27 protein-coding genes are annotated in these 25654 nt (G+C 68.9%); 17 read left to right on the top strand and 10 right to left on the bottom strand.

The window, feature by feature from the left end; genetic code table 11:
• Positions 1-581 (bottom strand): site-specific integrase (locus ETD85_RS10980; protein WP_138689537.1); only part of this gene is annotated, 581 nt, incomplete at its 3' end.
• Between the two features lie 769 nt (positions 582-1350).
• Positions 1351-1554 carry a hypothetical protein gene (locus ETD85_RS10975; RefSeq protein ID WP_138689536.1) on the bottom strand — a complete coding sequence of 68 codons (204 nt, stop codon included), beginning with the start codon at positions 1552-1554 and terminating at the stop codon, positions 1351-1353.
• Positions 1555-1697: 143 nt separating this feature from the next.
• Here ETD85_RS10975 and ETD85_RS10970 point away from each other — a divergent pair, with 143 nt between their 5' ends.
• From ETD85_RS10970 to ETD85_RS10955, 4 genes are all read left to right on the top strand, one after another.
• Positions 1698-2030: a hypothetical protein gene (locus ETD85_RS10970; protein ID WP_138689535.1), complete on the top strand. Its 333-nt coding sequence runs from the start codon at positions 1698-1700 to the stop codon at positions 2028-2030.
• Entirely contained in the window at positions 2017-2583 is a 567-nt protein-coding gene (locus ETD85_RS10965; protein ID WP_240779082.1) for an RNA polymerase sigma factor, read from the top strand. Before ETD85_RS10970 ends, ETD85_RS10965 begins: the two co-directional genes overlap by 14 nt.
• 81 nt (positions 2584-2664) lie before the next feature.
• Positions 2665-2943 (top strand): hypothetical protein, encoded by a 279-nt coding sequence (locus ETD85_RS10960; RefSeq protein WP_138689533.1) that lies wholly within the window; start codon positions 2665-2667, stop codon positions 2941-2943.
• Between the two features lie 954 nt (positions 2944-3897).
• Complete coding sequence (locus ETD85_RS10955; RefSeq protein WP_138689532.1) at positions 3898-4491, top strand: hypothetical protein; 594 nt, start codon at positions 3898-3900, stop codon at positions 4489-4491.
• A 64-nt stretch (positions 4492-4555) separates the two neighbouring features.
• Here ETD85_RS10955 and ETD85_RS10950 read toward each other — a convergent pair whose 3' ends face one another.
• Positions 4556-5233 (bottom strand): hypothetical protein, encoded by a 678-nt coding sequence (locus tag ETD85_RS10950; RefSeq protein WP_138689531.1) that lies wholly within the window; start codon positions 5231-5233, stop codon positions 4556-4558.
• Between the two features lie 318 nt (positions 5234-5551).
• Positions 5552-6346, bottom strand: coding sequence for an ArsR/SmtB family transcription factor (locus ETD85_RS10945; protein WP_138689530.1), 795 nt, complete (start codon positions 6344-6346; stop codon positions 5552-5554).
• 757 nt (positions 6347-7103) lie between these two features.
• On the opposite strand from ETD85_RS10945, the gene ETD85_RS10940 reads away from it, so the two are divergent.
• From ETD85_RS10940 to cpt, 5 genes are all read left to right on the top strand, one after another.
• Positions 7104-8735 carry an MFS transporter gene (locus ETD85_RS10940; protein ID WP_138689529.1) on the top strand — a complete coding sequence of 544 codons (1632 nt, stop codon included), beginning with the start codon at positions 7104-7106 and terminating at the stop codon, positions 8733-8735.
• A gap of 4 nt (positions 8736-8739) precedes the next feature.
• On the top strand, positions 8740-10539 hold the full coding sequence (locus ETD85_RS10935) for a DEAD/DEAH box helicase (RefSeq protein WP_240779081.1): 1800 nt from the start codon (positions 8740-8742) through the stop codon (positions 10537-10539).
• Positions 10540-10541: 2 nt separating this feature from the next.
• Positions 10542-11102, top strand: coding sequence for a hypothetical protein (locus ETD85_RS10930; protein ID WP_138689528.1), 561 nt, complete (start codon positions 10542-10544; stop codon positions 11100-11102).
• A 321-nt stretch (positions 11103-11423) separates the two neighbouring features.
• Positions 11424-12626 (top strand): MFS transporter, encoded by a 1203-nt coding sequence (locus tag ETD85_RS10925; protein ID WP_138689527.1) that lies wholly within the window; start codon positions 11424-11426, stop codon positions 12624-12626.
• A 137-nt stretch (positions 12627-12763) separates the two neighbouring features.
• Entirely contained in the window at positions 12764-13300 is a 537-nt protein-coding gene (cpt, locus tag ETD85_RS10920) for a chloramphenicol phosphotransferase CPT (protein WP_138689526.1), read from the top strand.
• Between the two features lie 63 nt (positions 13301-13363).
• Here cpt and ETD85_RS10915 read toward each other — a convergent pair whose 3' ends face one another.
• The gene (locus ETD85_RS10915) at positions 13364-13804 is read right to left on the bottom strand and encodes an HIT family protein (protein ID WP_138689525.1); all 441 of its coding nucleotides are present in this window, start codon (positions 13802-13804) and stop codon (positions 13364-13366) included.
• A 107-nt stretch (positions 13805-13911) separates the two neighbouring features.
• Here ETD85_RS10915 and ETD85_RS10910 point away from each other — a divergent pair, with 107 nt between their 5' ends.
• From ETD85_RS10910 to ETD85_RS10895, 4 genes are all read left to right on the top strand, one after another.
• The gene (locus ETD85_RS10910; RefSeq protein ID WP_138689524.1) at positions 13912-14451 is read left to right on the top strand and encodes a 2'-5' RNA ligase family protein; all 540 of its coding nucleotides are present in this window, start codon (positions 13912-13914) and stop codon (positions 14449-14451) included.
• Between the two features lie 84 nt (positions 14452-14535).
• A complete protein-coding gene (locus ETD85_RS10905) occupies positions 14536-15285 on the top strand; it encodes an arsenate reductase/protein-tyrosine-phosphatase family protein (protein ID WP_240779080.1) in 750 nt (249 codons plus the stop codon).
• A complete protein-coding gene (locus ETD85_RS10900) occupies positions 15282-15683 on the top strand; it encodes a VOC family protein (protein ID WP_138689522.1) in 402 nt (133 codons plus the stop codon). Before ETD85_RS10905 ends, ETD85_RS10900 begins: the two co-directional genes overlap by 4 nt.
• A 166-nt stretch (positions 15684-15849) precedes the next feature.
• Positions 15850-17094 (top strand): glycoside hydrolase family 16 protein, encoded by a 1245-nt coding sequence (locus ETD85_RS10895; RefSeq protein ID WP_138689521.1) that lies wholly within the window; start codon positions 15850-15852, stop codon positions 17092-17094.
• A gap of 86 nt (positions 17095-17180) precedes the next feature.
• Here ETD85_RS10895 and ETD85_RS10890 read toward each other — a convergent pair whose 3' ends face one another.
• Positions 17181-18251 carry a DUF418 domain-containing protein gene (locus tag ETD85_RS10890; RefSeq protein ID WP_138689520.1) on the bottom strand — a complete coding sequence of 357 codons (1071 nt, stop codon included), beginning with the start codon at positions 18249-18251 and terminating at the stop codon, positions 17181-17183.
• Positions 18252-18434: 183 nt separating this feature from the next.
• Complete coding sequence (locus ETD85_RS10885; RefSeq protein ID WP_138689519.1) at positions 18435-19187, bottom strand: class I SAM-dependent methyltransferase; 753 nt, start codon at positions 19185-19187, stop codon at positions 18435-18437.
• Positions 19188-19295: 108 nt separating this feature from the next.
• On the opposite strand from ETD85_RS10885, the gene ETD85_RS10880 reads away from it, so the two are divergent.
• Positions 19296-19829 (top strand): CGNR zinc finger domain-containing protein, encoded by a 534-nt coding sequence (locus tag ETD85_RS10880; RefSeq protein ID WP_240779079.1) that lies wholly within the window; start codon positions 19296-19298, stop codon positions 19827-19829.
• 1 nt (position 19830) lies between these two features.
• On the opposite strand, the gene ETD85_RS10875 is transcribed toward ETD85_RS10880, so the two are convergent.
• A complete protein-coding gene (locus ETD85_RS10875) occupies positions 19831-20778 on the bottom strand; it encodes a D-2-hydroxyacid dehydrogenase family protein (protein WP_138689517.1) in 948 nt (315 codons plus the stop codon).
• A gap of 131 nt (positions 20779-20909) precedes the next feature.
• Between ETD85_RS10875 and ETD85_RS10870 the strand changes: the two genes are divergently transcribed.
• Positions 20910-21464, top strand: a complete 555-nt coding sequence (locus tag ETD85_RS10870; protein ID WP_138689516.1) for a CHRD domain-containing protein — start codon at positions 20910-20912, stop codon at positions 21462-21464.
• A 199-nt stretch (positions 21465-21663) separates the two neighbouring features.
• Here ETD85_RS10870 and ETD85_RS67460 read toward each other — a convergent pair whose 3' ends face one another.
• The gene (locus tag ETD85_RS67460) at positions 21664-22035 is read right to left on the bottom strand and encodes a ClpX C4-type zinc finger protein (RefSeq protein ID WP_138689515.1); all 372 of its coding nucleotides are present in this window, start codon (positions 22033-22035) and stop codon (positions 21664-21666) included.
• 17 nt (positions 22036-22052) lie between these two features.
• Positions 22053-22412 carry a hypothetical protein gene (locus ETD85_RS10860; RefSeq protein WP_138689514.1) on the bottom strand — a complete coding sequence of 120 codons (360 nt, stop codon included), beginning with the start codon at positions 22410-22412 and terminating at the stop codon, positions 22053-22055.
• A 290-nt stretch (positions 22413-22702) separates the two neighbouring features.
• Between ETD85_RS10860 and ETD85_RS10855 the strand changes: the two genes are divergently transcribed.
• Positions 22703-24556, top strand: a complete 1854-nt coding sequence (locus tag ETD85_RS10855; RefSeq protein WP_138689513.1) for a glycosyltransferase family 2 protein — start codon at positions 22703-22705, stop codon at positions 24554-24556.
• Positions 24557-24651: 95 nt separating this feature from the next.
• A complete protein-coding gene (locus tag ETD85_RS10850) occupies positions 24652-25653 on the top strand; it encodes an energy-coupling factor ABC transporter permease (protein WP_138689512.1) in 1002 nt (333 codons plus the stop codon).
• Position 25654: the final 1 nt, after the last annotated feature.

Below are 25654 nucleotides of genomic sequence, written 5' to 3'. Positions count from 1 at the left end.
GAACCCCGCCTGACGATAGAGACCGTGGAGAGCCCGTTGCCGAGAGATCGGCACGGCGGGTTCGGCGAGCGGCCTGGGGAAACGGACTGAGAGCAATCCCGGCACCGCGCCCCAGGCCGACTCAACACGCGGGCGTGGGGGAGTTGGGCTCTCGGGTTCTGCTTGTTGTGAGTCTCGATGAGCTTGGGCATCAGCGAGCTGGGTGTGTCGGGGAACAGCGGATCTCCCCAGCCGGTCGTGAAGACGTACGCGCCGCCGCCCTTCCAGAACTCGCCGAGCCTGAGTCGCTCTTCGTCCTGGCGGGCACGGTGCGCCTTGAGGACCCGGACCGTGCTGGGGTCGAGGGACACGACGCGGGAACGTCCGCTCTTGGTGGTGCCCTCGACTCGTTCGCGGTCGATCACGGCGGCGGTGCCGGTGATGTGGATCTGCGGCTTGTCCAGGTCCACGTCCGTCCAGCGAAGGTTGAGCAACTCGCCACGTCGAGCGCCGGTGTAGGCGGCCAGGTGGAAGAAGGCGTACAGCCGGTGCTCGTGCGCCGTGACGAGGAACGCACGGAGCTGGGCAGCCCCCCAGATCATGCCGGGCTCGGTGGCCTGGATGCGCGGGAGCTTGGCGCGTTCGGCAGGGTTGTTGGGAAGCCGACACGGGCAGGTACTCCACCTCAGCCTCCACCGGTTCGGGAACCCTGGTGAGCCTTCGTGACGAGCCGCGAGTCCCGCCAGACCACGTGGAGGATAGGGACGTGATCGGGCTCATGGGTTACGGGGCACCACAACACCTGGCACAGGTCTGTTCCGGCGGGGAACGGCAGCTCTGGGACATCGCGAGCGTAGATCTGTAAGACGGGCACCATCGCTACGCGTCCCCAAAGCCCTGATGGGTCCGCGTGCTCTGACGCCTCACAGTGGAGCCATGCTTCTTCGGCAGGCCACAGTAGAGGGCCGCCCATGGAACTATCTGTGACGGCCGGAGCGCCACGGCGTGGGTGCAGCCGAATCGTTATCCTGCCCTGGTCTGTTAACTCTGGAAAGAGTGCCGCGACATCCACTGGTGCAGGTGGGGTTGTCAGTTGCACGCCTTCTCACTCCGATCATCACGAACCCGTGGACCGCATTACCGTAGGGCAGTGCTCCGACAGAATGGAATCCCTGCCCTACTTGGGCTGATCCCGGGCCATTAAGACCGGTGACGAGGGGTCAATCATGGTCACTCAGGACCGACTTTCTGCCCAGCTCAGCGGCTCCTCGGGCCATGATCGATGCAGTTCCCAAGCTGATAGCGGTTTCGATTCGGCGTCCCCCGCTTTCAGTCAGGCGGGTGGGAGTCGATGGATGCGCAGGTCGAGACCTATACCTCCTCCTCGTAGTACCACTCCTCAATCACCCATGGCTCTTCTTTTGAGGTTCTGCGCGCAGCGTACCCACACGGGAGAGACGCAGTTTCGGCCACGCTCGGATCGAGATCCACGACGTCAGCAACATGGCAGATTGCCGAAGCATCCGGGTCGCTGGCGTCGGTACCGTCATCGCCGATGAGCCAGTCGTTTTTCATCGTCGTGAATCATGATGAGCGCGGGCAACTGCCGGAGATCACCGTTCCCTGCACTACGGCCCCGAGGCTGGATGGGAACGTGTCATCGGGGAAACGGGAAGGGGGGCGCCAGGACCTCGCTCATATCGCGCAGTCTGCCAGCCATGTCGATGATCACAACGGCTGGGTGGGAACGCACCGGCTGGTGGGCGAGGCGGGCTGGGCGTAGAGGTGACCTCGACGCCCGCTGGGCCGCCAAGGGCGAGGACCTGTTCTGGCACGGCTACGAGATCCACATCAGCCCAACCGGCTTTCTCGTCGGTGAGGCGAATCCTTTCGCGGCTTCGGTGCCTCTTATACGCGTCCCGGCAACCCCGCCGGCGACATCGGACATGGAGGTTGTCGTGGTAGTAGGTATCGCTGTCGCCGTAGCTGCTGTGCTCATCTGCACATGTAGCGTCGTGGTGCTTCGCCGGAGGAGGCGTGAACGTGGCTGAGACGACATGGTCGGACGAGCGGCTGGTCGCCGCCGCGCGCAGTGGTGACATCGAGTCGCTCACGGCTCTGGTGTCGGGTGCTCACCCGCACGTGCAAAGGTTCGCGCGGTCGTTGTGTGCCACGCCCGAGGACGCCGAGGACGCCGCCCAGGAGGCGCTGATCGTCCTGTATCGGAAAATCGGAACTTTGCGTGCCTCCAGCGCGCTCGTGTCGTGGATGTTCCGGATCATTCGCAATGAATGCATCCGGCGGGCACGGCTCGTGATGCGGCCTCAGCCGCTGCGCACCGAGGCCACCGCAGCGCCGTCGGCTGAGGACGAGGTGTTCGAGCGCCTGGAGGCCGCGCGGGTGGCGGCGGCAATCGCGGCGCTACCCACCGATCAACGGCAGGTGCTGATCATGCGGGATGTGCAAGGGCTCAGCGGGCGGATGGTCGCCGACATGCTGGGGCTCAGTACCTCGGCGATGAAGTCACGGTTGCATCGCGCCCGCGCGACGGTGCAGCGCACGTTGTCCGGTCCGGCTCTGGGGGGTCTCGATGTCGATGGTTGACCGGTCACAGAAGATCTCGATGTTGGTGGGCCAGGATTCTCCAGGTCCCGATGTTGTCGGGTTCGGCTCCTGGAGGTCTCGATGACTGACGGCCAGAGCTTTGCGAGCTCGTCGCTGCCGCGGCATCTGGTGCGTGGTGTGGTCGGCTTTGGTGCTCTGATCTGCTCGGTTGCGCTCGTACCGGTGGTCGGGCCGGTCAGCTTGCTGCTCGCCGCGGTTGGGGTGTTCGCTTTTCGCGGGTGTCCGACCTGCTGGGCGATCGGACTGGCGCAGACCATCTCAAGGGGGCGACTACAGCGTTCGTGTTCGGACGGCGTTTGCGAGCTGAAAGTCGTCGAACGCCCCCGAAGCAGCGCCTGACCGACCGGATGATCCGGCTGGGGTTGCCGCGCGCGCAGCCCGCACGATTGCCGTGGCGTGGCTGGCCGCCATATGTGCTTGGGCGATTGGTGAGTCAGGGTTTGTTCCTTACTCTGGCTCACCGGGCAATGTGGCTGATCACTGCTTGGTGGTGACGGCGGCGGCCTGCGCGCGTGAGGGCTGCTGATGTGAGTGAGCGTGCTCAAGTATGTTCCCGCCATGGAGATCCCTGAGCTCGCAGATTTGATCTGGCTTTTGAGGATGAGCCGCAAGGCGAGGACGAGGACGTTCCCTGGCCGCTCGGCCTTCAGTCATTCCAACTCACCCGAGGCGCGATATCGGTCCTCTTCTCCATCCACCCCACGGCGGGTGACGCGTATATCAGCATCTACGCGAACGGAGAGGAGGTCGCTTATCTCAAGCTGCGGCACCTCGGGAGGCTGTCCGTTGAGCGCGAGCGGTCCGGCTACGAAGAGTTGAAGTTGTGGTTCCGGGAGGACTACAAGGAGCCGGTTGTGCTCCAGACCAAGCCTGCGATCCGGCTCTCATGGGACGCGAAGCCTCTTGGCGACGGATGGACGACGTCGATGCCATCCGGTGAGGTGACGAACACATACAAAGGCTGAGGATTTCGGACGCGACATGGAGCGGGGTGCCCTGGGCGTCGTGCATGAGGGATGCGCCGGAGTGGCGTCAGTTGTGCCACGTGTGGGCGGGCCTTCGTCGTTGGTAGGGGGTCATCGACGATCCGGTGTTGAGGAACGAAGCGTCAGCTCACCGGGCAGTAGGCGGCTCGCCGTGCTTCCGCGTGCATCCGTGTATTTGTCACCTCCACCAGCCAGGGTCACGGTCACGCGCCGGCTGCAGGAATCCTCGATATCGGGCGTGGATTCCTGCACAATACGTGCACACCAGCTCGGCGGAATCGCCACCAGTGAAGGTTAAGCTCACGCGGTGGACTTAACGGACGATCTTCCTGATGCGTCTCGCCGGCTCGCTCCCACGAACGTCAATGGCAGGGCATGGGGGACGGTCGCCGTATTGCTGGGGCTCGGAACGATTTATGCGACGAGTGTTCCCGGGTGGCATTTCATGTGGCTCATGCTCGTGGCCATCGGTTGGCTGTTGTTCGGTGGCGGTTGGCTGATCGTGCTTGGTGCCTCCCTTGTCCGGCGGGGAAGGCGAGGCGCATTACGTCGTAACTGGCGGTTCTGGGCTGTGCCGCCGCTGGTCGTGGCGTTGGTCGGCTCACTGGTCTACGTCGGTGCGCCGGTCAGGATGCGTTTCGAGCTGTCGCGCGGCAGCCTCGACCTCTTCGCGAAGAAGGTGTCGGAGGGGACGTCTCAGGGGAAGCGGAATCGGATCGGCCTCTATCCCGTCAAGTACCTTGAAGGATCGCGCCGGGCCTTCGGCTTCATGATCGAGGATGCGGGCCTCTTCGGAAGCTACGGCTTTGCCTGGAGTCCGAATGGCGAGCCGGACATCGACTCGCCGGGCTCCTACCGCCACTTGGACGGACCGTGGTACATCTGGATCGACGAGTGGTAGACGATTCGTCCGTCTCGGATGCCAAGTGCTCGCCGCCGGGGCGAGGGCTACGCCCTGATCGGCCTCAGGTGTCCACCTCATAGCGGTACCAACGCCGCGGGTCACCATCCTGGTGCAGCCACAGCGTCCCATCCCTGCCGATCTTTCCCCGTGCCCAGCCGGTTGGGTGTCGGCCGTCCGGTAGCAGCAGGTGCCGGCGCCCCGTCTCGGTGATGGCTCCGCTCTGTCGGCGGGCCTTACGGATCTCCCAGTGGAAGCCGCCGCCCGCTCGGTGTTGATCGAGGAAGGCGAGCTCAGCACCGGAGACGGCCAAGCCGGTGCAGCCTGTTACGGGGTTCGGTACGACGCTCCGGACGCCGTCGGCGTCGAGCTCGATCAGCGGGACGTTGTCGGAGAGGTGTAGTTCGTCCTCCGGAACTGGCTCTCCGTACCGCTCTCTGTCGATGCCCACGGGCTCGCAGCGCGCGGTGGCCAGCACGATGCCGTCGCCAAGGGTGTCGATGTGGGTGAACCACAGGTCGAGGTCTGCCAGCGCAATCTCGCGGATCTCCGTCCCCTCGCAGATGACGGCGGTCGCGTAGCGCGGGGGTGGCCGGAGCCTGGAGAAGTGCAGGACGGGGCTGGGGTCGGCGACCAAGGCGACGAGCCGACCGCGGTGGTCGACGGTCGAGGCCAGGACCTCATGACGGGCGTAGCGGTCGGGAAGCGTCGCGTGCAGCGCGAGCCGGTGGTCAGCGGCCATCGGCCTTTCTCGTTGCCATCCATCGATGATCGCATGCCGGGGGGTTCCGCTGGCGGCGGGCTTCCTCCTCGGTGGCGGGTTCGACAGTACGACCGTCGGACGCCGCAGAACTCGTCGCGAATCGCGGGGTTCCCGGGCCAGGAACCTCTGACACGTATGGCGCGGACCTGGCGAGACGTGCCGGGGGCCACTCCGGGCATGGCGGCTGCTGGTTGGCGCTCGGTGCGACCGCGGGTGCTCTCCGGGCCGGCTCGCCTTCCTCTGGGCGAGCCGGCCCCGGCGGCACCTCGCGACGTCGCCGAGCCCTGATCGGGGAGGTCACGCACCGTCCGGCAGTGGTTCGCCGGTCTCCAGCAGCGACTTCAGGCTCGCCACCACGTTCGGCCAGCCGTGGCTGACCATCTCGGCCAGGCTCGATGCGGGCTCGAAGCCGTCGTGCACGACGGTCAGCTTCACGACCTGCGCGGCCTCCTCCTCGATCGTGAAGGTGACCTTCGAACGGGCCTCGCCGGACAGCCGGGTGAGCATCTCCTCGTCCCAGCCGAAGCGCTTGGCGAGCTCAGGGGTGATGGCGTGCCAGGTGTAGGAGAGCCGGCTGTAGGGTTCGGACTCCAGCACGACCTGCTCCGGGTCGCTGATCAGCACGCCGTGGTTGTCCCAGGTCATCGGCGAGCCGACGGACCAGTCCGTGGTGAACTCCGTGGCCCAGTAGCGGCGGGTGAAGGCGGGCTCGGTCAGCGCCTGCCAGAGCTTCTGCGGGGTGGTGCGGATGTAGGTGGTGTAGACGAAGGTCGGCGCGTCCATCGGGGTTTCCTCCAGGGCTAGTTTCAGGTCCGCCAGGGCTTGGACCCTGGCCTGGTCGTAGCGGCTGATCCACCGGTCGGCGATCTCGTGCACGGGCGCGGCGTTGAGGTAGTGCAGCTTCTCCCGGCCCTGTCGCACGGTGGCGACGAGACCGGCCTCCTCCAACACCGCGAGGTGCTTGCTGACGGACTGCCGGGCCATGTCGAGTCCGGTGCACAGCTCGCGCAGCGTCTGCCCGTTGCGGGCGTTGAGCGAGTCGAGCAGCGCGCGCCGGCTCGGATCGGCCAGTGCCTTGAACACCTCGTCCATGCCCGTCCTCGTACCCGGTTGCCGTTGTCGATATGCAGCCTTTTGGCTGCCTTTAAATTAGGCAGCCGGATGGCTGCCTGTCAAGATGTGGGGGTATGGCGGGCGGATGTGGGGGCTGATCATCCTCACGGAACGGCGGCTTGCCAGGTCCCGGCGGGAAGGCCGGGGCTCGCCGTGCTGTGGCGCAGATCGGGGAAGGGATCGCTGGGGCTGGAGGCCGCGATGCGGTCAGGGATGGGTCAAGTCCTGCCGAGTACGGCCGGCGAGATCAGCGTCCGTCTCTGCGAGGAATGCGACACAGAAAATCAATTGGCGGGCGCGAATAGAAGAATTGCCAGAGCAAACCTGATTCAGGATGTGCCTCCCTTCTTCATGAAGACGGGCAACACCCTGGCGAGAATGGGTCAGCTCTGTCCCCTGCCTCTCCTATTCCAAAAATACGCGGGAAGAGCCGTCTGGGTGCTCGGTCGCTCCCGGCGGCCCAGGACAGGACCCCGGGAGCGGCCGCCCGCCCCCTTCCTGCTTCCGGTGCAGCGTACGACGTGGTGCACGGCGCGAAGCAGAGGCATAACACGGGACGGGGCACGAAATTCACGCGAAGTCAAACAACAGGATCAGAAATTGACAGAGCGCTGGAAGTATGCCCTCGGGGGCGCCGGAGAATCGCCACCCGTTACCGTCGCCCAGGAATTGACAAACGCCCGGTGATTGCCTACGGTCCGCTGGTCGGCTTTTCGGATCGCGTTCAAAGGTGTTCATGACCACATCCACGTTTTCGAAGTCCAGGCAGCAGTTGATTCTCGCCGTTCTCATGGTGTGTTCACTGCTGATCTGGCTGGACAACACCGTCCTGAGCACCACCCTGGAGACCCTCGCGGACCCGGTCCGCGGGCTGAACGCCGGCCCGGCCGAGCTGCAGTGGGCCACCGGCTCGTACACTCTGGCCTTCGCCACCTTGATGTTCACCGCGGGTGCGCTGGGCGACCGCTTCGGCCACCGGGTCGTGCTCGCGGCGGGCCTGGTGGTCTTCGCCGCGTCCTCGGTGTGGGCGGCGTACGCGGGCGACGCGGGGCAGCTCGTCGCCGCGCGGGCGGCGATGGGCGTCGGCAGCGCGCTGATCATGCCGGCCAACCTGGCCATCCTCATGTGGACGTTCACCGGCCCGGCGCGGTCGACCGCGATCGCCATCTCCTCGACCTCCGCCGGGGTCGGCATGGCCGTGGGCCCGGTGCTCGCCGGTGTGCTGCTCGACCACTTCTGGTGGGGCTCGGTCTTCCTGGTCAACGTCCCGGTCGCGGTCCTCGCGCTGATCGGCATCGTCCTGCTCGTCCCGAACTTCCGCAGCCCCGCCGTGCGACCGCTGGACCTGGCCGGGATGCTGCTGTCCGTCACCGGTCTCGCGGCGTTCGCCTACGGACTGATCCGCGCGGGTCAGGTGGCGGCCTGGGACCGTACGGACGTCTGGGCGCCGATCGCCGGCGGGCTGATCCTGCTGGCCGTGTTCGTCCGCGTCGAACTGCGCAGCAGGATGCCGAGCTTTGATCCCCGGCTGCTCGCCCAGCGCGCGTTCGGCGGCGGCAACGTGGCGCTCGGCCTGCTCCTGTTCGCCGTGTCCGCGGTCACCTTCTACAACGCGTTCTACCTGCAGGGCGCGCTCGGCTACTCGCCGATCGAGGCGGGCCTGGCCAGCCTCCCGACCGCGCTCGGCGCGATCTTCGGCGCGCCCGTCGGCGCCCGGCTGGTGCATCGCTGGTCGCTGCGGCTCGTCGCGGTGCCGGCGCTGATCGTCGCGGCGCTGACCATGGGCGCGTACGGGCTCTTCGGGCTGGCCACGCCCCTCGTCTGGATCGAGGTCGTGCTGCTGGTCCAGGGCCTGTCCATCGGCATGGTGCTCGGCCCGGTGACCGCGGCGCTGATCAGCACGCTGCCGCTGGAGCGGGCCGGGGCCGGGGCGGCCGTCACCAACACCGTGCGCCAGACCGGCAGTGTGCTCGGTATCGCCGTCGGCGGCACGATCATGTCGATCGGGTACCGAAGCGCGATCGAGCCGTCGCTGGACGGTGTCCCCGGACCGCTCCGGGAGCAGGCGCGGGTCTCCGCCGAGCAGGCGCGGCACATCGCCACCACGTACCACCTGCCCGCGCTCGGGCCCGCCGCCGACGACGCGTACGTCCACGCCATGCATGCCGGCGCGGTCTGGATCATGTTCATCGCGCTGTTCGGCGCGGCCGTGCTGCTGCTCGCCCTGCGCTCGGTCCGCAAGCCCGCGGCTGCCGGGGGCGCGCCGGAGCCCGCGCGGGACGGCGGCCCGGTCGCGGACGAGACGGACCCCCGGGCCGGGGCCGAGAGCCTGGCCGCCCGCGAGGGCGACGGCGTGGGCAGCCGCTGACGCCATGGGAACCAGGCAGAAACTCCCCGAGTCGCGGTCGGGCAGCCAGGCCACGTACCTGCCCGACCGGCACATGTTCGCCCTGTGGACCTGGGCCGACGGCGCGGTGGGGGCAGCCCCGCCGGTCGGTGACGTCGAGACCGTCCCCCTGGTCGTCCCGACGGCGGACCTCGGCCGGCTCAAGGTGTCCGACGTCGACTGCGTGCTGATCGAGCCGGACCGGCTCGCGGCCGTGCCCCTCGACTCGCCCGGTCGGTCGGTGGACGTCTGGCGGTCGTGGATCGCGGGCGGCGAGTCGGCTCTGCCGATCGCCGCGCACGCGGTCCCCGATGCCACCGGTGTCGCCGTCACGACGCCGGAGCACGCCAGCGGCGTCTTCCGCCGCACCACCGCGGTGGGGGCGGAGATGCGCACGGCGCTCACCGCCAAGCTGCGCCCGTATCAGGTACGCGGGGTGAGCTGGCTGCGCGAGACCATCGAGACGCACGGCGGCGCGGTGCTGGCCGACGAGATGGGACTCGGCAAGACCCTGCAGACCATCGGCTGTGTCGCCGGACGGGCCGAGGAGGGGCCGCAACTGGTGGTCTGTCCCACGTCGTTGGTGGGGAACTGGGCGCACGAGATCGCGCGGTTCGCACCCGACCTGCGCACCACGACCTGGCGCGGCGGGCCGCTGCCCGCGGTGGGCAGCGGCACGGTGGTGCTCACCGGCTACCCCACGCTGCGCACCCACAGCCCGGCCCTGGCGGGGATCCAGTGGAGCACCGCGGTCTTCGACGAGGCGCAGGTCCTGAAGAACCCCCGTACGCAGGTGTCGAAGGCCGCGCGCGCCATCGCGGCCGGCGCGCGGATCGCCCTGACCGGGACGCCCGTCGAGAATCACCTCGACGAGCTGTGGGCCCTGCTCAATCTGGTCGTACCGCACCTGTTCGGGAACCGGACGCAGTTCCGCCACCGTTTCGTGCGGCCGCTCGCGGACGGCTCCCCGGCCGCTGGCGCCCGGCTGCGCGGTGCCATCGAGCCGGTCGTGCTGATGCGGAAGAAGTCCCAGGTCGCGGGGTCGCTCCCGCCCAAGATCCAGGCCGATCTCATCTGCGACCTCACCGAGGAGCAGGAGAGGCTGTACGACCGGCTGCTGGAGCAGGTCATCGACGACGGTTTCGGCAGCGGCACCCAGCGGCAGGCCAAGGTGCTCGCGGTCCTGACCTCGCTCAAGCAGGTCTGCAACCATCCGGGCCTGATCACGGACGACCTCGGTGAGCTGCCGGGCAGGTCGGGAAAGCTCGACCTGTGCACCGACATCGTGGCCAACAACCTGGAGAACGACTCTCCGACCCTCGTCTTCACCCAGTACCGGCAGACCGGTGAGCTGCTGGTCCGGCATTTCGCCGAACAGCTCGGGGTGAGTACGCCGTTCTTCCACGGCGGCCTGAACCAGGAGCAACGGGCCGGCATCGTCCGCCGGTTCCAGTCCGGCGACGGTCCGAAGGTGCTCGTCCTCAGCCTGAAGGCCGGGGGCGCCGGGCTCACGCTCACGCGCGCGGCCGACGTCATCCACTTCGACCGGTGGTGGAACCCGGCCGTGGAGGCTCAGGCGTCCGACCGGGTCCACCGGATCGGTCAGACCCGCACGGTCACCGTCACCACCCTGACCACCGGGACCACCGTCGAGGAGCACATCGCGGCCATGCACCACCGCAAGTCCGCACTGTCGGACATCGCCGGCATGTCCAGCGTCGCCGAGCTGACCCGCCTGGACGACGACCGTCTCATCGAGGTCCTGCGCCGGAAGCGAGTCAACTGACCATGGCCGACCACGACTACGGCTACACGACGTGGGGCAAGGACTGGGTCCGGTTCGCCGAGTCGTTGCGCCAGACCCGTCCCGACCCCCGGCTCCCGAGCGCGCGGCGCCTGGCACGCGACGGGAAGGTGCAGATCACGTTCGACGGCCGGACCGTGCGCGCCGCCGTGCACCGGGGTCGCGGCATCTCGACGGTCACGATCGAGGTCGCGCCGATGTCCGCGGGGGCGACGGGCGAGATCTCCCGTCAGCTGAGTGGCATCCAGCCCCTGCTCACCGACGATCTGTACCGCGCGATCGCCGACGCGGGCCATCCGCTCGCGCCGGTCCTCGACAGCGTCGGCTGCTCCTGCCCGGCCGCCACCCCGCGGTGCGTCCATGAGCTGGCCGTCTACTACGACATGGCGCGGCGCATCGACGACGATCCCCGCATCGCTCTCGACGTGCAGGGCTTCTTCCTCGCTTCGGCGGGCGGCGGCGAGGCGCCCGCCGAGGCGACGGCGCGGCGCTGGATCGCGCTCAATTCCCTTGATCCGGCCGCCTACTTCACGGTGGCCGAGTGACCGGGGCAGAGGTGCGGGCTTACCCGAAAAGTCTTCGAGAAGGGAACACGATCCGGCCTGTCGCAGGTGGCCGGAATGGTCTCCATGTGCACGTGACCTGAGCCGGGCCGGGTGCCGATCACGCGGGGCTTTCGCGCCAGATCCCCGCAGGCCCGCAGCGCCTGGACGGCCTCTTCGTCCATAGTCTCCTGACCTTCTCGGCGCAGTGTCCCCTGGTGCGACAGTCAAATGATTTGACAGCAGAGATAGCCTCATCCTCCGTGCTTTCGGCGGATCGTGAGTCGCGAGGGGGCCCTGCCCTCTCAAGACTCAGGAGCCGTAATGCGCCGGGCACCCGCCCTCTCCTTCCTCCTCGTCACCGTCTTCCTCGACATGCTCGGGCTCGGCCTGATCGTGCCGATCGTGCCGGCCCTGATGAAGGCCGTCACCGAGGACGCCACCGCTGCCGCCTTCTGGTCCGGCCTGCTCGGCTCGATCTACGGCCTGCTGCAGTTCGTCGTCTCGCCGCTGCTCGGGCGGCTTTCCGACCGGTACGGCCGGCGGCCCGTCCTGCTCGCGTCGCTGACCTGTCTCGGCGTCGACTGGCTGGCCCACGCGGTTTCGCCCGGCCCGTGGACCCTCCTGGTGTTCCACGCCCTGGCCGGCGCGTGCGCGGGAACGAACACCGTGGTCAACGCGTACATCGCGGACGTCACGAAACCCGAGTCGCGGGCTCGCGCGTACGGGTTGATCGGCTCCGCGTTCGGGCTCGGCTTCGTCGCCGGCCCGACCATCGGCGGCCTGCTCGGCGCCGTCGACGTACGCCTGCCGTTCTTCGCCGCGGCCGCCCTGTCCTTCGCCAACGTCGCGTACGGCTGGTTCGTCCTGCCCGAGTCGCGCCCCGGCGACCGGACGACCCGGCTGACCCTGCGGATGGCGAACCCGGTCGCCGCCATCGCCGTCGTCCTGCGTCGGCCGGTGCTCGGGCTGCTCGCGTACGCCCGCTTCTGCGCCGACGTCGCCCGCATGATCCACCAGTCGATCTGGACGTTCTTCCTCACCTACCAGTTCTCCTGGAGCACCGCGCACGTCGGCGTCGTGATGGCGGCGGGCGCGCTCGCCGGCGCGGTCTTCCAGGCGCGGGCCGTCGGGCCGCTCGTCCGGCGGCTCGGCGACAAGCGTGCCGCGGTGGCGGGCAGCCTGCTCGGCGTCGTGGCGCTGGCAGGTACGGCGTTCGTGTCCGTGCCGTGGATGCTCTATGTCGTGCAGGCGGTCGGTGTGCTGGGCTCGGTCGGCGGCGCGGCCGCGCAATCGTGGATCTCTCGCAACGTCCGGGCCGACGAGCAGGGGACCGTGCACGGCGCGTTGACCGGGATCGGCGCCGTGGCGGAGACCGTGGTGCCGGTGGCGGCCGGTGCGGTGTTCGGGTGGTCGCTGGCGTACGCGTCACCGGGTTTGGTCTTCGTCGGTGCGGCCGTTTTCGCGGCTTTGTCGGCGCTTCTGCTGGCGGTAACCCCCGATGTCCGGACGGCGCAGCTCGATTAAGCCACGATCCTCCGGGGATGTGTTCGAGTTCATGCACAGCCTGTGGATGAAGAGTGGAGGCGGGCGTCCTTCAGACGCGGCGGACGGCATGCTGAAAAGCATTTGGAATGTGCGGGTCCGCGGTCTAGCGTGGCGCGGTGACAACTCAGGTGATCGTTCTCAACGGTGGTTCCAGCTCGGGCAAGTCCGGGATCTCCCGGTGCCTGCAGGCGGTCCTGCCGGATCCATGGCTGGCCCTCTCGGTTGACACCATGGTCGAGGCGATGCCTGCCTCCATGCGGGCGTCGGATGCGGGGATCAACTTCGCGTCCGACGGCCGGGTGATCGTCGGGCCGGAGTTCCGGGCCCTGGATGTGGCGTGGACTGCGGGGATCGCCGCGATGGCGCGCGCGGGCGCTCGGGTCATCGTGGATGACGTGTTCCTGGGCGGAGCGGGGTCCCAGCAGCGGTGGCAGAAGGCGCTCGCCGGACTGGACGTGCTGTGGGTGGGCGTGCGGTGCGACAGCGCGGTGGCGTCCGGGCGCGAGATCGCCCGGGGTGACCGCGTCGGGGGGATGGCCGCGTTGCAGGCGGAAGTGGTGCACGAGGGCGTGGTCTATGACCTGGTGGTGGACACCACGCACGCCGAGTCCTTGGCGTGTGCACAGGACATCGCCGCCCGGGTGCGTGGCTAGCGTGGCCCTCCGCCTAGCGTACGGTCCAGGTCGCGGGCTGAATTGCTGTGACCCTCAAGAAGATCAGCTTCGCGCCTGACCCGGGTGACCGGCGAGCGCCTCCCGGATCAGGGCCGCGTCCTGGTCGAGAAGGTCACGCGAGCGCTTCTTCCAGTCGGCGGTGACCACAACGCCGTCCCCCGGATAGCGCGGCACCACGTGCAGGTGGAGGTGGAAGACGTCCTGTCCGGCGGCTTCCCCGTCGGCCAGTGACAGCCGTACCCCCTCGCAGCGGAGCCCCGACGCCCGCAACGCGGCCGACACGCGCCGTGCCGCCCGCCAGATCGCCGTACCGATCGCGTCATCGGCGTCCGCCAGCCCGGCCACGTGCGTGCGCGGGATCACCAGTACGTGGCCGGCGGTGGCGGGTTTGTGATCCAGGATGGCCACCACGCTGTCGTCGGCATGGACCACGCTGGCCTTGGCTCGCCCTGCGATGATCTCGCAGAAGATGCAGACTCCCATGCACAGCAGGATCGCGGTTGGCCCAGGTCTGCCGCACCCGGTCGCCGGAGCGTGGCAGCGCTGGGGATGCGCTGGCACACGTGCTGCCGGCTTGAAATCATCTGATCATGTCGGATGACACCTCAGGACGGTACCGGGCCGGCGAGACGGCCTTGCTGGCCGTCATAGCGGAATCCGAGCCGTTGGTGGGGCCCTGGCGGCAGCGTTTCGACTCCTCCGCCTCGGCGGGGGTCCCCGCGCACGTGACGGTGCTCGTGCCGTTCCTCGACATCGAACGGGTCGATGCCGCAGTGATCGACGAGCTCCGTACGCTGTTCGGCGCGCATGCCCCGTTCACCGCCCGATTCGACACGTTCCGCCGCTTCTCCGACGTGCTCTATCTCGCGCCGACGCCCGACCAGCCGTTCCGTGCGCTGACCGAGGCCGTCGTGGCGCGGTGGCCGGAAGCGCCGCCCTACGGTGGGCAGTTCGCGGAGATCATCCCGCATCTGACCGTCGCCTACAGCCCGCAGGCGCAGGTTCTCGACGAGGTGGAAGCCGCGCTGACCGCGCGGCTGCCGGTCACTGCCGACGTCGCGGCGATCAGCCTCTTCGTCAGCGACGGTGACCGGTGGCACTGCCGGACCGAGTTCGCGCTACTCGGCTGAACGCACTAGTCCATCAAACTAGGTTGATGTATCGTCCCGAGTATGGGAGCAGGCGCACAGCCCGGACCGCCATCGTTCGCGCGAATGGCGGCGGATCCGCTGCGCTGGCGGCTGCTGCGAGAGCTCGCGTGCAGCGACCGGCGGGTGCGCGAGCTGGTGACGCTGGTCGGTCAGCCACAGAACCTCGTCTCCTATCACCTGGGCCGGTTGCGGGCGAGCGGGCTGGTGGTGGCGCGGCGCAGCAGCTTCGACGGCCGTGACACCTACTACCGCCTCGATCTGACGCGATGCGCTCAATCGCTGGCGGAGGCGGGTGCGGCCCTTCACCCGGGTTTGCGCTCGGCTCCGGCACAGGTGTCCGCGCCCTCGGCTCTCCCGCCGGAAGGAGGTCCCGTGTTGTTCCTGTGCACGGGGAACAGCGCCCGGTCGCAGGTGGCTGAGGCGCTGGTCAGGGTACGCGCCCAGGGCCGGATCCCGGCGTTCAGCGCGGGCAGCCACCCCAAGCCGCTCCACCCGAACGTGGAGCGGGTGCTGGCATCGCGCGGCATCGAGCCGGCGGGGCAGCGGTCCAAGCACCTCAGTGTGTTCGCCGACCGCCGGTTCAGCTATGTGATCACTTTGTGCGACCGCGTGCGGGAGGTCTCCCCGGACTTCCCCGGCCGGCCCGCGTACCTCCACTGGAGCGTCCCCGACCCGGCCGCCGCCACCGGCGACCAGGAGGACACCTATCCACGGTTCGAGGCGATGGCGGCGGAGCTGGAGACCCGCATCGGGTTCTGGCTGGCCACCGTCGGCCCCGGATCCACCCGTTCACCTGTCCAGGAGGTCTCATGACCAGCCCGCAAGACATGGTCAACGTTCGCTACATGGTCGATGACGTGCAGGCGGCCGTCGACTTCTACACCAGTCACCTCGGCTTCGCGCTGCGCTTCAGCGCGGCGCCGGCGTTCGCCGACGTCACCCGCGGCAACCTGCGGCTGCTGCTGGCCGGGCCGAAGAGCTCGGCCGGCCGCCCGATGCCCGACGGGCGCACGCCCGAGCCGGGCGGCTGGAACCGGATCCACCTGATCGTGCCCGACATCGCGGCCGAAGTGGCCCGGCTGCGCGAGGAGAACGTGCGCTTCAGGAACGAGATCGTCACCGGCCCCGGCGGCAAGCAGATCCTGGTCGAAGATCCGGCCGGCAACGTGGTCGAGCTGTTCGAGCCGGCCGGGTCTCCACCAAGCCGGTGACGCCGACATAGGGCCTCCGGGCGGGCGGGGTTGTGCCGGACCCTCGTGTGCGGCACGGGTGTGCATATTGGCCTGAATACGAGAGAGCGCTCTCTTGACAACGGCGCCAATGTTGCCGGAAGGTTTCGGTAAAGTCATATCCCGTGGATCAGATGAGGTGCCCGGTATGGCACGCACCCCCCGTTCCAGAACGCTGCTCGCCATCGGTTCCGCACTCGCCGCAGTGATCGCGCTGCTCGTTCCGATGGTCGGCACCGCCCTCGCCGCCCCCGCCCCAGGCCCGCTGGTGTGGTCCGATGAGTTCAACGGATCCGCAGGCAGCGCCGTCGACCAGTCGAAGTGGCGCTTCGACATCGGCGGCAGCGGCTGGGGCAACAACGAGCAGCAGTACTACACCAACAGCACCCGCAACGCCGCCATGGACGGCGCCGGCAACCTGGTGATCACCGCCCGCCGGGAGAACCCGTCCAACTTCCAGTGCCACTACGGCACCTGCCAGTACACCTCGGCCCGCCTGCTCACGTCCGCCACCTTCACGCGGGCGTACGGACGGTTCGAAGCGCGCATGAAACTGCCCCGTGGCCAGGGCATCTGGCCGGCCTTCTGGATGCTCGGCAACGACATCGGCTCGGTCGGCTGGCCCAACAGCGGCGAGATCGACATCATGGAGAACATCGGCCGCGAGCCCAGCACCGTACACGGCACCATCCATGGTCCCGGCTACTCCGGCGGCGGCGGCATCGGCGCCGGCTACTCGATCGGCGGCGCCTTCGCCGACGCGTTCCACACCTTCGCCGTCGACTGGTCGCCCAACCTGATCGTCTGGTACGTGGACGGCAACGAGTTCCAGCGCCGCACGCCGGCCGATCTCGGCGGCAACCGGTGGGTCTTCGACCACCCGTTCTTCATGATCATGAACGTCGCGGTCGGCGGCTACTGGCCCGGCTACCCCGACGGCACCACCACGTTCCCGCAGAGCCTGACCGTCGACTACGTGCGCGTCTACGCCCCGCCGACCGGCGGCGGCACCGGCGGGCAGATCACCGGCATCGGCGGCAAGTGCGTCGACGTGGCCGGCGCGGCCACCGCCAACGGCACGGCCGTCCAGCTCTGGGACTGCAACGGCACCGGCGCGCAGAGCTGGGCCTGGAACAGCGATGGCTCGGTCCGCGCGCTCGGCAAGTGCATGGACGTCACCGCCGCGTCGACGGCCAACGGCGCGCAGGTGCAGCTGTACGACTGCAACGGCACCGGCGCGCAACGGTGGACCTACAACTCCGGCACCGGCCAGATCGTCAATCCCCAGTCGAACAAGTGCCTCGACGCCACCGGCGTCAGCTCGGCCAACGGCACCCGGCTGCAGATCTGGGACTGCGGTGGCGGCGCCAACCAGCGGTGGACGCGTAGCTGATCTGCTGTGACTGCAGGGCTTCTTCCCAGCGGAAGGGCCCTGCAGCTTCTTTTCGCCTTCCGAGCGAGAACGCGCTCTCTTCGCCGTTATTTGAATACGGCTTTCGACGAATTCAGGAGTGGCGGGCGTTCGGCCCAGGTGGCCCAGCGCCAGAGCCATTCCACCGGGCCGAAACGGCACCGGCCCAGCCAGAGCGTGGAGAACAGCCACTGGGCGGCGAGGATGGCGGCGGCGATCACCCACACCGTCGTCTGGTGCCAGCCTTCCGGCGGGCCGAAGAGGCGGGCGGTCGCCAGCACGAGGAGCGTGGCGGACAGATAGTTGGTGAGGGCCATCCGGCCCAGCGGCGCGAAGACGGCCTGCAGCGCCGGCCGCAGGCGGGTGCGGAGGAGGAGCAGCAGGCCGCATACGTACGCACCGGCCAGCAGCAGGCCGGCCACGGCGAGCGAGAGGCTGAATCCCCGGCCGATGACGTCGGCGCTCTGCATCTGGATCTGGAACCACACCGCCGGCACGGCACCGGCGACGAGGGCCAGGCACAGGAGGGCCGGAACCCGGGTGGACTGCTCGATCCTGGCGATCACCCCGTAGCGGGTCAGGGCCGAGCCCAGCAGGAACAGGCCGGGGACGAGGATCACCCCGCCGCTGCTGAACAGGAGCGGCGCGATCAGGAGCACCGCGGCGAGCACGGCCACGGCGCGGCGCGGCAGCCAGGTCGAGGGCAGGAGCACCAGCAGCCCGACGACGGCGTAGATCGTCAGGATGTCGCCCTCCCACAGCAGGAACCGGTGCACCAGGCCGATCGCGAGCAGCGCAAGGAGCCGCCGCAGGAGGATGCGACGGGGATGCGTGGTGCGGGTGGCGGCGGAGTCGACCAGGAGCGAGAAGCCGACGCCGAAGAGGAAGGAGAAGATCGGGAAGAAGCGCTGGTCGATGAAGAGGCCGGGCCAGTCGGGGGAGTCGTCCGGGGCGAGCTGGAGCACGACGTCGCCGGCGTTCGCGATCGGCTTGACGTTGGCCAGCAGGATTCCGCAGAGCGCGAACCCGCGGATGACGTCGAGCGCGGAGATCCGCGCCCTCCGACCGGCGGCGACCGGAGGCGCGGAGTCCGAGTGGTGCGGGTGCCGGGCGGGCGGGTCCTGAGGGTTCGGGGGCATGGAGCCATCCTGCGAGCGCCGGACGTCACCCGGCCTCGGCCGGAAGCAGGGTTGCGGACGGTACTTTCGGCCGGGATGGCCGGGACGGGCAGGGAAGGACGCGGAAGGACGCGGAAGGACGCGGAAGGACGCGGGACGGGGAAGGACGGGGAAAGCGAACGTGCCCGTCCTACAGCCGCCTGCTCAGCGGACCGCGCACAACAGCCGGTTGTTGCCGCGCTGCCACAGCGTCCCGACCTCGGTAAACCCCGCCTCCTCCAGCGCCTCGACGTGATGCGAGAGCAGATGGGACTCCGAGCCGTGATGATCGGCCCCCGCCGTGCTCCGCTCCTCGTTGAGCGCGGACAGGGAAGGGTCCGCCTCGATCGCCTCCCACCAGGCCCGCCAGTCCTCCGGCGGGTTCGCGCCGAACGCCCGCGCGGTCTCCCGCTCGTGCACGGCGTGCTCCAGCCGGGACAGAGCGGGCGTGGCGTCCTCGGTGTCCATGTGGTCGCCGTTGAGCAGCAGCCCGCCGGGCCGCAGCACGCTCGCCAGCTCGGAGTAGACGCCCTTCAGCTCGGGCCCGGAGATCCAGTGCAGCGCCGTGGTGCTGACCGCGGCGTCCGCCGGGCGCTCCAGCCCGAGCAGGCTCGTCCATCCACTCGTACGCAGGTCCGCCGACACGAACGTGAGGTGCGGATAGGCCGCCCGCCCGAGCCCGAGCAGCAGCGGGTCGGCGTCCACGCAGATCACCCTGGCCTGCGGCAATCGCTCCAGCAGCCGCGCGGACAACGAGCCGGGCCCGCAGCCGAGGTCGATGACCAGCGGGTCCGGCCGCCCGAGCGCCTCCACGGCGTCGATCAGGGCGGTGAACCGCTCCTCGCGATCAGGGAGGTATCCCTCCTGCTGGCGGTCCCAGCGCGCGATCCACTCCAGTGCGGCATCGTGAGTGAGCACGAACATCTCCTTGTAACCGTCGTTTAGAATTTCGACAGTCACAACGTAGAACACGAAGGTGTAACCGGTCAAGTGGATTACAACAGTCACACGGATACGGTGGTCAGGGTGGCGGTGGCTCTCGTCAACGCGCTGACCCCAGGTGAGCAGCGCGGACGTGTCCTCCCGTGGCCGGAGGACCTGGGAGCCGCGGCCACCGCGGGCCTGCGTACCGTCTATCCGGCCTACCGCGCGGTCACCGCGGCCGATGGGGCCGAGCTGGCCCACGTCGCCGAACGCCTGCGCCGGGTCTTCGCCGCGGTCGCCGTGGCGGACATCGACACCGCCGCCAACCAGGTGAACGAGCTGCTGGTGGAGACCAGCGCCAGGCCGATGCTGGAGAAGCACGACGGCGAGCCGTGGCACCTGCACTTCCACGGCACGAGCGGAACGGTGGCCGGCGACTGGGCGGCGAGCTGCGCCACCGGGCTCGCGATCGTGCTGGGCAGCGAGTTCAGCGACCGGCTCGGCGTCTGTACGGCGCCGCACTGCGACCGCGTCTATGTGGACGTGTCGCGCAACGGCACCAGGAGGTTCTGCTCCACGGCCTGCCAGAACCGGGTCAAGACGGCCGCGTTCCGCGCCCGGAGCAAGGTGGAGTGAGTCAGGTCAGGACGCGGACGGGGACGCCGTCGATGAAGGACTCGATGTCCTGCACGGCGTCACGGAAGTACGTCTCGTAGTTGAGCTCGGTCACGTAGCCGAGATGCGGCGTGGCCAGCACGTTCGGCAGCGTCCGCAGCGCGTGCCCGGCAGGCAGCGGCTCCTCCTCGAACACGTCCAGCCCGGCCCCCGCGAGCCGCCCCGAACGCAGCGCCGCCACCAGGGCGTCCTGGTCGACGATGGCCGCCCGCGCGGTGTTGACCAGATAGGAGCCCGGCCGCATCAGCGCCAGCTCGCGCGCCCCGACCAGCCCCCGCGTCCTGTCGCCGAGCACGAGATGGACCGAGACGACGTCCGATCCGGACAGCAGCGCGTCCTTGTCCGGCGCCAGGCGCACGCCGTGCACGCCGGCCCGCTCCTCGGTCAGGTGCTCGCTCCAGGCCAGGACGTCCATGCCGAACGCCTGCCCGACCGCCGCCACCCGCGATCCGATCTTGCCCAGGCCCAGCAGCCCGAGCGTGCGGCCGTGCAGGTCGGTGCCGAGGGTGTGCTGCCAGGGGCCGCCGGCGCGCATGGCCGTCGCCTCGGGGACCAGGTGGCGGGTCAGGCCGAGGATCAGCGCCCAGGTCAGCTCGACCGGCGGGGTGGAGCTGCTGCCCGTCCCGCAGACGGTGACCCCGTGCGCGCGGGCGGCGGCCAGGTCGATGGAGGCGTTGCGCATGCCCGTGGTGACGAGCAGCCGCAGGCGCGGCAGCCGGGCGAACAGCTCGGCGGTGAACGGCGTGCGCTCCCGCATGATGACCACGATCTCGCAGCCAGAGATCGCCGCCACGAGGTCGTCCTGGCTGGGGAAGTGCTCGCGGAAGCTCGTCGCCCGCACCCTGGACCAGTCGGCCAGGCCGAGGGCCACGCCCTGGTAGTCGTCGAGAACGGCGCAGCGCGGCAGCATGGCGTGAAATCCTACGCGGATCCAGAAAGCCGTCTTACCGCAGGGCGGCTTTCCCCTTACCTCCCGAACCATCCCAGCCGCACACTCGTGCGAGAGGGTGTCCTGAAGTCCGATGGGAGAGGAATCATCCCATGCGTAGACGTCTGGCGGCCGCGACGTTAGCCACCGCCGCCACCCTCACCACGATCATCGCGCTCCCCGCCCCGGCCGGCGCGACCACCGCCCCGGCCGGCGCGACCGCCGCGGACCCGCACCGCGTCAAGATGAACGGCAGGCAGGAGGTCCCGGGCCCCGGTGACCGCAACGGCTTCGGCACGTTCACCTACCAGGTTCACGGCTGGCGGCTCTGCTACGTCATCACCGCGCACAAGATCAGGCCCGCGACCATGGCCCACATCCACAAGGGCAGGAAGGGCGTGGCCGGCCCGATCGTCGTGGCCTTGCGAGCCCCGTCCAAGGGCATCGCCCGCGGCTGCGTCAAGGCGGTCAAGCACCAGAACGCCAAGAACGCCGCCATGACTCTCACCAGGAGCGAGCTGCGCGGGATCGTGAAGTGGCCGCACCTGTACTACGCCAACGTGCACAACAAGAGATATCCGGCGGGTGCCATCCGCGGCCAGCTCGGCGGCGGTGGAGGCGGCCACGGTGGTCCGGTGACGGTCGATCCGTACTCGATGCACCACTAGGCCCCTGCTCCAGCTCCCCGGGGGCGGCCCGGGGAGCTGGAGCCCGTTCATTCGGCGGCCAGCCGCTCCGCCTCTTCGTGCAGCGCGAGGATCAGGACGAGCTCCATCTGCAGCTCGTCCAGCTCGGATCCCGCGGGGCCGTCTAGGACGCGCATGGTGAGCCTCCCTGACCATAGGACGCCCCACGAGTCACAAGGGTTTACGTCTCGCTCTTGAAGCGTTCCCATGCGGATTGCCGGGTCATGCCGAGCGAGACGCCGATGCGCTCCCAGCTGACGTCCCTGCCGCGCAGGTGTGCCACCCAGTCGCGCAGATTGTCATCCACCTGTACTTGCACGGCGGCGATTTTCGGAAGGTGGTCGAGGATTTGCTCATCGGTCATGGTCTCCCATGCGGGAAGCCGGGGCTCGGTAGAGGAGGCCAAATTCTCCCCTTCGAGAATTTCGTTGCACAGCCCTATACATTGGTCGCAAATATGCACACCAGGACCGGCAACCAGTTTGTCCACGTCCGTGCTCTTCTTGTGGCAGAAGGAACAGCGGAGTTTGTCCTTCCAGTCGGTGTCAGGCATGGCCTGACACTAGCCCGTCAGGCAGCGCCTGACAACCCTGCCGGACGATCACGTTCCATCTGTGCCTGGAGGATGCTCTGCCGCTCGTCGGTGATCCGCCGGCTGATCATCAAGTAGGCCGTCAGCACCCTGTCGTAGGCATTGCGCGCCTGTTCGAGCTGCTCGGTCAGGCTCGGGACGCGGTCGGTGTCGCCGAACTGCTCGGCCTCCGCGAGCAACGTGCGGGCCTCGTCCACGATCTCTTCGGCCCGCATCCTCGTACGCCGGAGCAGGGCCGCGCATTCGTGCAGCTCCGTCAGCCGTGCCGACGAGATGATGAACTCGGCAGTGTGCACGGCTGAGCCGTCAGCCATCCGCCTGCGGAGATTCGATCCCATTTCCCGCCACCTCCCGGTCAAGGTTGCCTAACTGTAGACGCGCAACCCCTGCGTGGGGATCACTCGCACGGGCCGGGAGTATCTCAGTGCACCTGGCGGAGAGGTTTCTACCACCGGGAGGAAAATCCTCTTCCCTGAAACGCATTCGGTGCAGGCCAAATGTGGTATTTGGCGGGCTTGGTGGGTCCTATTGGGGGATTGCCGTGAATCTCCGCTGATAGCAAAAGCCCCGGACGAAGACCGCCGATCGCCCCTCATGGGCACCGCCTCTCGCCACATACTGAAACGGAATGACAGCGCAACGTGACTTTGAAGTGGCGGCGATGGTGGCGATGCCGGAAACCGGGAACGATGACGACGCGGTCGATGTCAGCGTTGTCATCCCCGTGCACAACTGCCGGGCCTACCTCGACAGGTGCCTGACCTCCGCGCTCGTGCAGCGGGTGAAGAAGGAGCTGATCGTCGTGGACGACGGCTCCACGGACGGCGGCGCGGAGCTGCTCGACCTCTACGCCGCCTACCACAAGGGCAGCGTCAAGGTGATCCACATCGAGGCCAGCGGCGGCGCCGGCCGCCCGCGCAATGTCGGCATCGAGCACGCCACCGGCCGGTACGTGTTCTTCTGCGACGCCGACGACTACCTCGGCCCCGAGGCGCTGGAGCGCATGGTCGCCGTCGCAGACAGGAACGACTCCGACATCGTCCTCGGCAAGGTCGTGGGACACGGCAGGCGGGCGCCGATGTCGATGTTCCAGCAGGGCGCCGACCGGGTGGGCCTGGCCGGCAGCACCGTCTACAACAGCCTGAGCTGCTTCAAGCTGTTCAGGAGAGAGCTGCTGATGCGGCACGGGATCAGGTTCGGCGAGGGGATGCTCGTCGGCGAGGACATCCTGTTCACCGTGCACGCCTACTGCCACGCGGACGGGATCTCCGTGGTGGCCGACTACGACTGCTACCACCTGGTCTCCAGGCCGGACGGCAGCAGCATCATGCAGCAGACCGGCAGCAGGGACCCGATCTCCTGGCTGACCATGATCCGCGCGCCGATCGAGCTCATGGCCCGGCACGTCGAGCCGGGCCCGCTGCGCGACCACCTGCTGCGCAGGCACTTCAGGCTCGACGTGTTCGCCCAGCTCGGCACCGTGTTCCTGGAGAGCGACGACGTGCGGCGCAAGGACATCGCGCGCGAGGTGGCCGCGCTCTGCGACGACTGGTACACCCCCGGCGTGCACGAGCGGCTCAACAGCATCGACCGGCAGCGGGCGACCGCGCTGGACGACATCGACCGCCTCGTGCGCCTGGCCCGCATCGAGAACGCCACCGTACGGCGCAGGCTGACGGGGCTGCGCTGGGACGGCGACCGCCTGGTGGTGACGGGGGCCGCCCGGCTCGACGGCATCACCAGGGACGACGGCCTGGCCGTGGTGCTGCGCTCGAGGCACGACCCGGCCTCCGAGCTGGTCGTGCCCGCGGAGCGGAAGGGCAGCGAGTTCACCGTGCGCCTCGACGTGGGCGAGCTCGACTCGGGGATCTGGGACCTGCGGGTGGCGGTCGAGATCGAGGGCGTCGTACGTCTCGGGCGGCTCGGCGCGGACCGCGAGAGCGGCATCACCCGGCCGCCGCCCCGGCTGATCGGCGGGGTCGTGGCGCTGCCGTACTTCACCAGGGACAACGGCAACCTGAGCATCGACGTCGGCGGGCACGTGGTCGCGGTGCCCGGCACGGTGCGGCTGATCAGGACCAGGTGGGCGATGGGGCACCGGCTGCTCATCGACGGCGAGGTCACGGTCGTCGGCGCCGCCCCCTCCACCACGGCGATCAGGCGGATCGTCTGGCGCGAGCGGCGCACCGGCTGCGAGCGGGTCGAGCGCGTGATGGCGCTGCCCGGAGGCGGCTTCGCGGGGCGGCCGGCCGTGGGCAGGTTCCCGCCCGGGGTCTGGGACGCCTATCTGGAGCTGGGGCTGGGCGGGCCGCCCGCGCGGTTCCGGATCGAGGCCGACGCCGAGACGGTCGTCGGGCCGCGCAGGTGGTGGGGCGCGGCGCTGATGAGGAGCGTGCGGCCGTACGCGACGCCGGGCAAGCGGCTGAGCACCGTGGTGCGGCGGCTGACGGCTCGGACCATCCTGCGAAGAATTCTGCCCTAATTGCCATCTATGTGCAGGTGCAAGACGATGTCCTAAAGTAGGAGCGTTTGCCCATCCCTCTTCTGGGAGTCGTCCTTCTTCTGGGAGGCAGTGCCGTGCACGTACCCGATGGCTTCTTCAACGCGGCCACATCCATCTCAGCCGGAGTCGTGGCGGCCGCAGGCGTGGCGGTCTGCCTGCGGGGGGCGCGGCGCGAGCTCGACGACAGGACCGCTCCCATGGCGGGCCTCGTGGCCGCCTTCATCTTCGCCGTGCAGATGCTGAACTTCCCGGTCGCCGCCGGCACCAGCGGTCACCTGCTGGGCGGCGCGCTGGCCGCGATACTCGTCGGGCCGTACACAGGAGTGCTGTGCATGGCCGTGGTCCTGCTGGTGCAGGGCGTGTTCTTCGCCGACGGCGGGCTGACCGCGCTGGGCGTCAACATCACGATCATGGGCATCGTCACGGTGCTGGTCGGCTGGGGGATCTTCCGGCTGGTCACGGGGCTGGCCAGGGGCAAGGTCGTGGCCGCGGCGTTCCTGGCCGCGCTGGTCTCCGTGCCGGCTTCCGCGCTGGTGTTCTCGCTGCTGTTCTGGATCGGCGGGACCGCGCCGATCGAGGTGGGCACGGTGGCCGCCGCGATGGGCGGCGTGCACGTGCTCATCGGCATCGGTGAGGCCCTGATCACGGCGGTGACGGTCGGCGCGGTGCTCGCCGTGCGGCCCGACCTCGTGTACGGCGCCCGTGGCCTGGCCAAGCCGCTGGTCCTGCGCGACGCCGAGGGCGAGAGCACGACCGTGAGCCTCACGGAGCGCTCGGCCCCGGCCCGCCGCTACCGGAAGTTCCTGCTCGGCGGCGTCGGCGTGACCGTGGTGCTGGCCGGGATCGTCTCGTTCTTCGCCTCATCCTCGCCCGACGGCCTGGAAGCAGTGGCCGAGAACAAGGGCTTCATCGACCAGGCGACCGACCACCTGTTCGGCGGCTGGGCACTGGCCGACTATGGTGACGTGGGCGGAATCCCCGTCGGGGTGGCCGGGATCATCGGCGTCGGCCTGGTGCTGCTCATCACCGGAGCCCTGGCCTTCGCCGCGCGCAGCCGTAACAAGACCAAGGTGTGAC

Origin of the sequence: Nonomuraea zeae (assembly GCF_005889725.1) — a bacterium.
Lineage (GTDB): Bacteria > Actinomycetota > Actinomycetes > Streptosporangiales > Streptosporangiaceae > Nonomuraea > Nonomuraea zeae.
This window is presented reverse-complemented; position numbering and strand designations above follow the sequence as displayed.